Genomic DNA, 10,371 nt, shown 5'->3' with positions numbered 1-10,371 from the left:
ACGCCCGATGAACTTCATCGGGCGTTTCTAACCGCGAACAGCGGTGCGTAGGTGTCAACCTATGTCAGGACGGGTCAGGGCAGAGCCCATATACGGCGGTCAGCAATGGCCGATCTGGGGTGCCTTCAAGACGGACTTTTTCGTACGTGTGCGACGTGAATTCGCACACGTGCACAAATTTCCTTTTCTTGAGATGACCCCAGACGCGTCACGCGGCAACTACTTATCGGCGCCTCTTAAGCACGACTATGGATCTAGATGACATGATAAGCAGCACAAAATGCCGCCACGAAAGGCATCGCGGAATCTGGTACAGAAAGCCCTTTGACCCTATCGATGGTGGCAGGTCACTATCACGCCTACGCCGAGGCAGAGACCCGCTCAGCGATGCGCGCCCCGTACCTCGTCGTTCTGTTGTTCCAACATGATCGCCACATCGTGCACTCTATGCTTGCCGAGGTAGCAGTGAATATAAATCTGCGTCTTCGGGCGGCTGTCGATGAACGCGCGGATCTTTAACAGCGCGGCAGCATTGAGCGGACTGCTCGGGGACTGACCGCTGTCCATCGGCGCATTGATTTCCTGAATGCCGAAGGTGGCAGCGAGCGCCTCCTCGCGGCGGATAAGCGACTGCTCGTAAATAAGGTCCTTGTCGAGCAGAGATATTACGACACCGACGCCGCGTCGACGCAAGGCGGCCAGCATATTGGCATCCGGATAGGGTCCGATGATGATGCCGGGGGCAGCCTGCCTCACCTCGCCCTGGATCGCATGCAGTGGCACGAGGTAAGGCTCGAACGTGGCGAAATTGGCGAGAAACAGATAACCCGGCGCCGCCCCGATGAGCGCCAGCAGGCATAGGCGCACGATGATGCTAGTGAGTTTTTTTGCGGACATATCCAACGCTTACTTTGCAGTTTCCTCGACCGCTCCTCCGATCGAGCTTCGTTTGACCTTTCCCCAGCCGCGCCGCCACACCTGGAACGTACCGATCAGGCGCTCGACCGTCACGAGCTGACGATAACCGAGGTATTCGAAGGTGCCGAGGATGGCAATCTTGTACGAATCCCGAATTCTCGAATATTTGTGTAGCGTGAAGTTGTCGAGCATGACTGCCGCGGCGTTCAACCACATGCCCCAGCCGATGGACAGCAGGAAAAACAGTTCGGCATAGAGCGGATTGAGAAGATTGAAAATCAGGAAAAGAACAAACCCGAGATAGCCGACGAACTCGATCAGCGGCCCGAGCATCTCGACGATGAAGAAGTACGGCATACCGATCATCCCAGCCTTGCCATACTTCGGATTGAACAGCATGGCGCGGTTGTGCCAGAGGCAGTCCACCAGGCCGCGCTGCCAGCGGTTGCGTTGCCGCAAAAGCGAGAATAGATCGGACGGAACCTGCGTCCAGCAGACCGGCTCGGGAACATATCGCACCGTGTAGGCAATGCCTTGGTCGACGCAGTGCCGGTGCAGGCGCAGCACGAGATCCATGTCTTCGCCGACCGTCTTGCGAAAGCCCGATATTGCCAGGATGAGGTCCTTGCGAAAAATGCCGAATGCCCCCGAGATAATCAGCAGGCTGTCCATTGCGTCGAATGCCACACGACCGGCCATGAAGCCGCGCAAATACTCGGCAACCTGGATGTTGCTCAACAGCCCGGACGGCGCGCGAATTTCGCTGATCTGGGAATCCTTGACCGTGCACCCATTCAGCACGCGCACAGCCCCGCCAGCCGCGACCAACTCCTTGTCGAGCAGAAACTGATGGCCCATGCGCAGCAACGCATCGGATTCCAGCAACGAGTCCGCGTCCATCGCACAGAACAGCGGGTAGCTGCTGTACGAAAGCCCGGCGTTGAGCGCGTCGGCCTTGCCACCGTTGGCCTTGTCGATGACCCAAAGGTTCGGCACGGTGCGCGAGCGAAATACTTGTCGAACAGGCGCTGTCTCGAGCAGTTTCTTGGGCGGGCGGTCGATGGGAATCAACTCGAACGCGTCATGCAGCATATCGACGGTCTTGTCGGCGGAGCCGTCGTTGATCACGAGGATCTCGAATTCGGGGTAGATCAGCTTCGATGCATTTTTCACCGTCTCGACGATATTGAGCTCCTCGTTGTAGCAGGGGATCATCAAGCTGACGGGGCGCAGATTGCTGAGGTTGACGATATCGCCGAGCCGTTCCAAATCGGGCGTGGCGTCGGCCGACCTCTTAATGAAGAGGAAGGCGAAGAAAGTGATGAGGGTATAGCCGCAATTCAGCACCAGAAAATAGACGAGGATCAAGACCTGGTAAACGATCAATAAGAGCGCAATCGATTTCATGTTGTGTCACTCCATCGCCAGCGCGAACGCCGCCATGTTTTTAGCGTAAAGGTCAGTGTTTTCTTCGAGGACTTCGCGCAAGACGGCGATACCGCGCGCCCCTATCGCACGCAAGGTCATCGCCGCCGCATAGCGGACATCGAACGATCGCGAGTTCATCAGTCGGGCCAGCTTTTGCCAGACGGCATCGCCGCAGAACACGCTGGTCCGAATCGCGGTGATTTGAATGATGGTGTCCTCAGACGACAGTCCTTCGAGAATCAAGTGGTCGTACAGCTGCATCAAGTGAAGCGCGCGCATGGCCGAGACGACTACGATGCGCTTAGGTTGCGCGCGTGCGCATTTGACGATCGATGGCGCGAGCTCGCGAATGTGTTCTTTGCCGATCGACATGATCAGGGCGGTGAGGCTGGGGGACTGCAGACGACTCAAGCACATCTCCATCGTGCTGTGGACGGCCTCGGGAGGGCAGAACTCCGTTAGCCTTCGGATGGCGGTGCGGAACACGCTTTCAGCAAAACTTGCTGTGAGCGTGTTCCTGGCGTCGGTCGCATCGTACAGCCGGAAAAACTGCTCCGGACTTCTCAATACGCTGGCGCACGCGTAAAGGCAGCTGCTATGGACGCGCATGTTGTCTTCCTGGCCCGAGCGCTCGATCAGCGCATCGAAAAACCTCGGCCAACGAAGCTCATGAATCGCGCTCATGCATTTGGAACGCAGTCCCCAATCCTGGGATTGCATTGCCCGGTGCAACACCTCATCGATTCCGGCCCTTGCCATCGCGTCGTGCAAGCGCCGCTCCTGATCGTGATCAGTGATTTTGCAGTCGCGGAACGCGTCGACGACGCAGAACGTTCGATTGAAATCGGATACGGGTTCGAGCCTCAACGCGTCGCCGTTCGCGATCGACAGTAGCGTCTGACGTGCGTGCTCTGTCCATAACGCGCTTTGACGGGCGCGTCGCAGCACGAGGCTCTTGTGCACGCCGAGCCCGATGAGCACTGCGATGAGTGACAACCCGAAAAACAGAGCGAAGGCCCGCAGCAGCCAGAAACCGAGGACGGGGAAAACGAGATTGTTCAGCGTGTCCAATTACCACCTCTTCGCGAGTGATACATCGATGCCCCAGCGGTTGTAGAGGCCGGCGCGGTGCTCGTAGAACGTGTCAGCCGTCAGGGAAACGAGTCGGGTCACGTTTACCGTGTGACCGATCATGAGACTGTAGGTCGGTGTGCGCAGGATGCCTTGGGAAACGCTCACCTGTTCTCCCGCCATCCCGCCCGTCAAATAGGCGAAGCTCTGATTGCTTCCGTTGTATCTCCAGATCGGCGCCAGCTTCACGCTGTAGGCACTTGTTTGAGGAACATAGAGCAGCCCCGTCCTGATCTGCAGGTGCGGGCCGACCTGAAAGTCGACACCCCCCGATACGACATCGGCGACGGTATTGGAGAAGATCAGATGTCGCAGTCCGGCATCAAGGGTGAAGTTGCTGAAGTCCTTCGACAGTCCGAGTGTCAGGGCGTGACGTGCGAGAAACGTCTCCGAAGGACTGTGCGACGCGCCGATTTGGGCACTGTAACCCGCCCCCAGGTCGCGATAAAAATCGAAACCATAGGACGTCGCGGCTTGGCCGAAACGATGGGCGTGCTCGATGGCGGCGACGACGGTTCCGAGCGATGTCCCGAGTGCGAGTTGCGCCGCCGCATCGTCGTCACCCGGCATGTTGTGCGACGATGAAGCACGGGTGCCGGTCACGGTGATCGAATTCGGATACAGCGGGCGCACATCGCCGCCCAGGCTCAATATTACGGCTTGCTGCTGCGAAGGCGGCAGCGCTTCGAAGGCCTGATGCGCTCCTTCGGACTGGTGCGTCTGCGCTAGCAGAATGACGGACTGCGCCGCAAGTTCCGAATCCTTCGGATAGTGGGTCGCGAGGTCGGCATAGATCCGTTGCGCCTGCCGAGGCTGTTGACTGCGCACGTAGCCCTGCGCCAACAGCAGACCAGCGCGATACGGATCCGGGCCGGAGGCATAGAGCGGTTGGGCGATGCGAATCGCGGCGGCCGCATCGCCGTCGTCCAGCTTGCGCTCTGCCTCGTCGAGCTCTTGCTGGACCTGCAGCGCGCGCGCCTGTGTTGCCAGTTCGGCATCCTTCGGGTAGCGCACCGCCAGGTCCGCATAGACCCGTTGCGCCTGCTCGGGCTGCTGGTTGCGCACATAGGCCTGTGCCAGCAAGACACCCGCGCGATAAGGATCCGGGCCGGTCGCATACAGGGGCTGAGCGACGCGGATCGCAGCAATTGCATCGCCCTGGTCGAGTTGACGTTGCAACGCGTCGAGTTCGCTTTCGGTCCGCAGTGCGCGAGCCCGTGTCGCCAGTTCGGCGTCTTTCGGATAGCGCGCGGCCAGGTCGGCGTAGATCCGTTGCGCCTGCTCGGGCTGCTGATTGCGCGTGTAGGCCTGGGCCAGCAGCAGACCGGCGCGATAGGGATCCGAACCGGACGCATACAGCGGCTGAGCGACGCGGATCGCTGCGATCGCATCGCCCTGGTCAAGTTGACGCGTTGCCCGCGCCATCGCCTCCTCGTCACGGCAGGCTTTCATGGCCTCCGCCAAGTCCGTGCTCGACGAATGGGGAGCATGCCGTTGCTGCGAATCGTGGAAGCGATCGAAATTCCCTTTCGAACATTCGAAGCGCAATCCGATCGCCTCCACTTCGGGGTTGCCTTTGTACTGCTGCCGCAATGCGTCGAACTGCCGGACCGCCGCGGCATCGTCATGCTGCTGAACGGCGCGCATCAATGCCCGAATTTTTTGCTCATAGGTCGTGGGAGCAGTCGCGTTCGCCGAAGCTGCGCACATCGCAGTAGCGAGCGCAACCGATGCCGAAATCAGTTTGGCGTTATGGGTGGATCCACGCGTCATCGAGGCCATTGATGCTCCAACCGGCAAAGCTCAGGTAAGGGATCGGCAAGCGCATCATCGCAAATGCCGCTTCAGTGTCTGGGTAGAAGGAAAGACGTGACGGCTCGACCACCCACTGGCGCGTCGTGAGATGCGCTAAATCCGCGAGGTCCCACCGCAGGAAGGTCTTGCTGTTTTCCGTGCGAATCGAAGAATCCAACTGAGAATTCGCGACGATGTAGTGAGTCTCGCGCGGCATTTTGGTCAATTCCAATCCGAGATCGATAGGCTTGCCATATAGTTCGCCGTAACATAGCGCGTTGTTCGCCACATCGAGCAACTGGGGCAAATCGGTGCGATAGCTCATGATTGCGATCCGATCGACGCGCGCCGCAACGAAGGCCATCAGGCTTTCCCCATGCAGCGTTTTGTCCGCAAACCAAAACGGCACCGCAACGCTCAGTTCGAGCCGGCCTGCAGTAGCGCGCCTGAGTCTGTCGAGCAACTCGATATAGCGCGTCAGAACTTCGGTCTCGTTCTTGCTGTAGTCCTTGAGCAGATAGGGCTCGATGTCGAACTGCACTCCAGCAAATCCATCGCGATGTGTCGCGTTGAATTGCACGATCGAATCGACTAGACGCAACAATGGCTCCCCATCGAGGACATCGCTCGGCTCGCCTGCGAGAGCATTGATCCGGACACCTACGGCACTCGCCGCTCGAAGGAGGGCGTCGAACTGCGTCAGATCGCGCTGCACTTGGACGTTCAGCGTCGTGACGCCATGTTGTTTGGCGCGAACGAGAAAATCCCCGCGCACTTGCGGGTCGTCCATCAGCGCCTTGGAGCGCCAGATCCACGCGCTAATAGCTTTCGGAGCGGGCGTCACCGAGTCTCGATGCAGACAAGCCATCCGGCGCGGCTTCGATTCAACCTTGGGTAATTCGTCAAGATAATCGACGCCCGTCAAACGATTGTCGGCATAGGTAAGCTCGACAAAGCGCGCCTGTTTCCATGCCTGGACGTCGACGGTGATCGACTCAGCCGGCAGTTGCCGGCTTGCACAACCGGTGAGGAGAACCGTCATTACCGTGAGCGCGCCGACGCAAAGCGACATCGCGTTGAAGCAGCGATGCCTTAGTCCGCGCGAGTCAGGCGGCGGGCCAGCACTTCCCCGGGCTGGCCGCGCCCCGAAGCATCCACTCATCGTTATGTTGGTCCCAATGTGGTCGTACGACGGCAGAATCGAACCGTCGTCAAAGCTTTTTTTTAGCGAGTCCGGATTCGGATTTTTGGCTGGCCCCGCATTTGGCCGGCTAGGATAGCGCATCTGCGCCTTTAAATGAATCAATTTAAATCGGGCCTCTCGTCAATATTCCCATCTCTTGAACAGAACTAAAATTACGCAAACGTTTGCTTTAAAAAGTGTGCCATTCGCAAACGTTTTACGTTTTATCGTGTTCAAATGCTGCGCAACTGGGTTAAGGCCGACGGGGTCGAGCAAGTTGAACGGCGCGGACAGAAATAGGACAATTCCTGTATTCAGGATCGATCCCGGAAATCCTCCAGATCAGCCAATCTGAGGGCCCACCGGGTAAGAGGTCTGAAAGGCAAGCCATCGGCGGCAAGAGAGGGCAGCAGGACGTTTGAGTTTCGTGAGCACGCCGGCTTCTTCGAGATGAACGACGGTGCGCCCACGAAGTGTAAGCGGCGGTCTCGGGTTCGACCTGTTTCAAATGCAATTCACTCGCATGCATTTAGCGCGTTATGGTATTCCCCGATACGCTCAATAATTCGGCTTTCCACGCTCAAGTCCGTCCTGCGTGGGTCGTTAAATAAAGTGAGACCCACCCGGCTGCGATATTGGGCGGATTCAGAACGCACGATACGTGGGTATGCTTTGCAGTCTTCGAGGCAATGTAAGCCGGCGAAGATAGCGGGAAACAGGTGACAACGAGTCGTTCAATGTTGAGAAATCCTTCCGTCAGCCTGCGGGCAATCGCTTTCATTATTCTCGTTTGTGCGTGTCTGATCGGTACCGACGTCTGGCGCAGCTGGAACGCGCGCGCCGTTCAGTTTCAGCAGACGGAGGTTGCCACTTCAAATCTGGCGCGTGCGACGGCGCAGCAGGCTGACGACACCATCAAGGAGGCCGACACCGCCCTCCTCGGGATCGTGGAGCGCGTCGAGTATGAAGGCAAGGGGCAGCGCGCGATGGAAAGGTTGCACCGCCTGATGGCAATGCGCACGGCAGAACTGCCGCAGCTCAATGGTCTGTTTCTCTACGACGAGCAGGGCAGATGGCTGGCAACCTCGCAGCCGAGGTTGCTCCAGACGTTCAACAATTCTGACCGGGAATATTTCATTTTCCATCGCGCGCATTCCGAACTTGGTCCCCACATTGGACTTCCCGTGAGAAGCCGGTCGACGGGGAAATGGATTATTCCGGTTTCGCGCCGGATCAATCACGGCGACGGCAGCTTTGGCGGAGTGGCACTAGCCACCATTGACGTCGACTTTTTCAAGGGCTTTTACGAGAGCCTCCAGATCGGCCGTGCGGGAGCGATCGCGCTGGTTTTGGATAGCGGCACCATGCTGCTGCGGCGTCCCTTCAGGGACAGTTTTGTCGGCAAGAACATCGCGGGTACCGGGCTGTACCGCGCCTATCGGGCGCAGGGGCCGGCTGGCATGCTCATCACGAAATCTTCACAGGACGGGGTGATCCGGCTGAACAGTTTTCGCCGCCTGGAACATTACCCGGTGTTTGTGGCAGCAGCTCTTTCTAGGGACGAGATCCTCGCGGATTGGTGGAGGGATACGCTGCTGCATTCTGGCGGTGTGGCGTTTCTCGTGGCAGTGGTGGGTCTTTTTGGGTGGCGGCTGGTCCAGCAGATCAGCTTGCGCACCCGGGCAGAGCGGGAACTGGTCCAGGTCCGCGATGCTCTGACAAATCTGAACCAGACGCTCGAACGGCTCGTGATGCAGGATGGCCTGACCGGACTGGCGAACCGTCGGCAGTTCGACGTTGCCCTGGACACTGAGTTTGGTCGAGCGATGCGCGATGCCAGTACGCTGGCCCTGGTGATGCTGGATGTGGATTGCTTCAAGCAATATAACGACATCTACGGCCACGCGGCTGGCGATGACTGTCTTCGGGCCATCAGTCGCGCGATCCGCGACCTGACGCCCAAACGGCCCGGCGATCTTGCCGCCCGCTACGGTGGGGAAGAACTCGCGGTATTGCTTCCGAACACGGACGTGGGCGGTGCGGTCGCCGTCGCGGAAAAAATTCGCCATGCCATCTACGACCTCAGGATCGAGCACGCAGGCAGTCCTACCGGGGTTGTCACGCTGAGCGCCGGCGTCGATTCGCTCGTTCCCGCGCGGGGTTCAGACGAGCCAGTGAAGTTGATCGAAGCTGCCGACAGGGCTCTGTATGCGGCAAAGACGGGTGGGCGAAATCGGGTGTGCAGCATTGAGGAACTTCCTTGACCTTCAAGACCTGAAGCCTGCAAGCGGTTCGCCGTCGGCCTGTTTGGCATCGGCGCGGTGGTCGTGACGACGAGCGACTCGAATAACCCGGTGTGGCGTCTGCGGGGCATGAAGCACGCCGAGCAGCTGCGCGACGAGCTCAACCGCGCCGCAATCACGTTGCGCGATGTCAAGGGCGTGCGCAAAGTGAACATGGGTCGGGTTTGACGGGAATGCGGTGCTGTGGTCACTTGTTTTGCAACAGCGGCACAGTGCCAAAATTTGTTCGCATGGGGCAGGAAGGCTCCTATCGGAGTCGAAGCATGGCTCCGGTTACAAATGGGCGCTGTGACAGTGCCATTGCGCTAACCTTTCTTATGCGAATGGACGACTTTATCTCGTTCGGAATGGAAACAAAACTGTCAATCCGATCGTTGATCCCCTTATGTGATGGTCTAATTTCCTTGGACAGGTCGATACACCGACGTCAATTCGGTGGAGGCTGGACTCGCAAACCGGCTGGATCAAAGCATTTCGAACCGCGCGTTAGCACTGCGCAACCTGGTCCTGCTTCAAGAGGATCAGCAAGATCAGGTCGCGGTCGAAACGAAACGATTTGAACAGGAGGTCGCCGCGTACGAGGACAGCCAGACCAGGCTTGCCACGATGTTCCAGTTAGCCGGGACAACTTCGGAAGAAACAACCCTCCTCGAACAGATCCGTCAGCAAGGCGAACTGGCCCAACCCCTGATGGAGAAGGCCAAGGAACTGGCGCTCTCGGGTCAGAAAGACGCGGCTTACCACCTCCTACGCTTCGACTTGCGGCCTGTGCAAGCCAAGTGGTGGGACTATGTGCGCAAGCTGCGCGAGTTGGAGCGCACCCAGAATGACGAAGAAACCGCTGCTGCGAAGACCTCCTATGCAAGCAGCCGTGCATTGATGCTGGCGCTCAGTGCTCTCGCGCTGCTGGGCGTCCCCGTGATACCAGTTGGGATCGTCGCGATCAAGCTGGATGGCGAGAATGGTGCGCGTGCCGACATCGGTACAGCGCCACCAGAAGCCGGCGCGGCCCATGAAATCGAGACCGATATGGAAATCCGAATGCTTCATGCTATCCCCGTGATTTCTGTACAGATTACGACGGTAGCGTGATCTAGAGGCGACGCGCTGCCACGCTTGCCAGCGCCAGAAAACGCAAACAGCAGCCATCTGATTTTCATGGATATTTGAATCGGGCCGGTTCGCAAAGTCTTGTCAGGTTTGAAACGGCCTACCGTCGTAATCTGCGTTGAAATCACGGGGACCGCTACAACGGAATTAGGCCGGCCCTTAGTACGAAAAAGTCCGATTATTGACGGCACCCCTTCCAGGGCAGCAACGCCTCGTAATCGTCAGCGTTACGCACGCAAGGCAACGCCTTGAACAGTTCGGTCAAATAGCGATAGGCGTCCACGCTGTTCTCTTTGCACGTTTCAACGAGCGAGTACAGATTTGACAAAGATCGTTCCAAAGCGCCGATCGCGGCGCGCCGACCCGCGTGACATCCTCGCCTGCGACATTGTGCTGCGACATTAACTGGGAGAACGGCTGGGAACTGAGAGTAAGCACTCGATGAGTACCGTCACGATTGACGTTGACGCGCGAGAGGCTTGGCTGCTAGCGAACGGGATCGAT

Annotated in this window: 8 protein-coding genes and 1 pseudogene; 3 read left to right on the top strand and 6 right to left on the bottom strand. The window is 58.5% G+C overall.

The window, feature by feature from the left end; translation table 11 throughout:
* Window positions 1–381 precede the first annotated feature (381 nt).
* From AC3WLT_RS36150 to AC3WLT_RS36130, 5 genes are all read right to left on the bottom strand, one after another.
* Complete coding sequence (locus AC3WLT_RS36150; protein ID WP_492596360.1) at window positions 382–897, bottom strand: hypothetical protein; 516 nt, start codon at window positions 895–897, stop codon at window positions 382–384.
* Window positions 898–906: 9 nt separating this feature from the next.
* Complete coding sequence (locus AC3WLT_RS36145; RefSeq protein WP_492596359.1) at window positions 907–2,325, bottom strand: glycosyltransferase family 2 protein; 1,419 nt, start codon at window positions 2,323–2,325, stop codon at window positions 907–909.
* A gap of 6 nt (window positions 2,326–2,331) precedes the next feature.
* Complete coding sequence (locus AC3WLT_RS36140) at window positions 2,332–3,417, bottom strand: HEAT repeat domain-containing protein (RefSeq protein WP_492596358.1); 1,086 nt, start codon at window positions 3,415–3,417, stop codon at window positions 2,332–2,334.
* On the bottom strand, window positions 3,418–4,941 hold the full coding sequence (locus tag AC3WLT_RS36135; RefSeq protein ID WP_492596357.1) for a tetratricopeptide repeat protein: 1,524 nt from the start codon (window positions 4,939–4,941) through the stop codon (window positions 3,418–3,420).
* Between the two features lie 286 nt (window positions 4,942–5,227).
* Window positions 5,228–6,313, bottom strand: a complete 1,086-nt coding sequence (locus AC3WLT_RS36130) for a glycoside hydrolase family 18 protein (protein WP_492596356.1) — start codon at window positions 6,311–6,313, stop codon at window positions 5,228–5,230.
* An 878-nt stretch (window positions 6,314–7,191) separates the two neighbouring features.
* Here AC3WLT_RS36130 and AC3WLT_RS36125 point away from each other — a divergent pair.
* The 3 genes from AC3WLT_RS36125 (at window position 7,192) to AC3WLT_RS36115 (ending at window position 9,849) form a co-directional block, all read left to right on the top strand.
* Window positions 7,192–8,718, top strand: a complete 1,527-nt coding sequence (locus AC3WLT_RS36125) for a sensor domain-containing diguanylate cyclase (RefSeq protein ID WP_492596355.1) — start codon at window positions 7,192–7,194, stop codon at window positions 8,716–8,718.
* Window positions 8,719–8,781: 63 nt separating this feature from the next.
* Complete coding sequence (locus AC3WLT_RS36120; protein WP_492596354.1) at window positions 8,782–8,925, top strand: hypothetical protein; 144 nt, start codon at window positions 8,782–8,784, stop codon at window positions 8,923–8,925.
* Window positions 8,926–9,192: 267 nt separating this feature from the next.
* On the top strand, window positions 9,193–9,849 hold the full coding sequence (locus AC3WLT_RS36115) for an MCP four helix bundle domain-containing protein (protein ID WP_492596353.1): 657 nt from the start codon (window positions 9,193–9,195) through the stop codon (window positions 9,847–9,849).
* A gap of 196 nt (window positions 9,850–10,045) precedes the next feature.
* On the opposite strand, the pseudogene AC3WLT_RS36110 reads toward AC3WLT_RS36115, so the two are convergent.
* A pseudogene (locus tag AC3WLT_RS36110) lies at window positions 10,046–10,192 on the bottom strand (transposase domain-containing protein); the annotation flags it as partial.
* Between the last annotated feature and the right edge of the window lie 179 nt (window positions 10,193–10,371).

Source organism: Paraburkholderia sp. FW306-2-2C-D06C, assembly GCF_058781505.1.
This window is presented reverse-complemented; position numbering and strand designations above follow the sequence as displayed.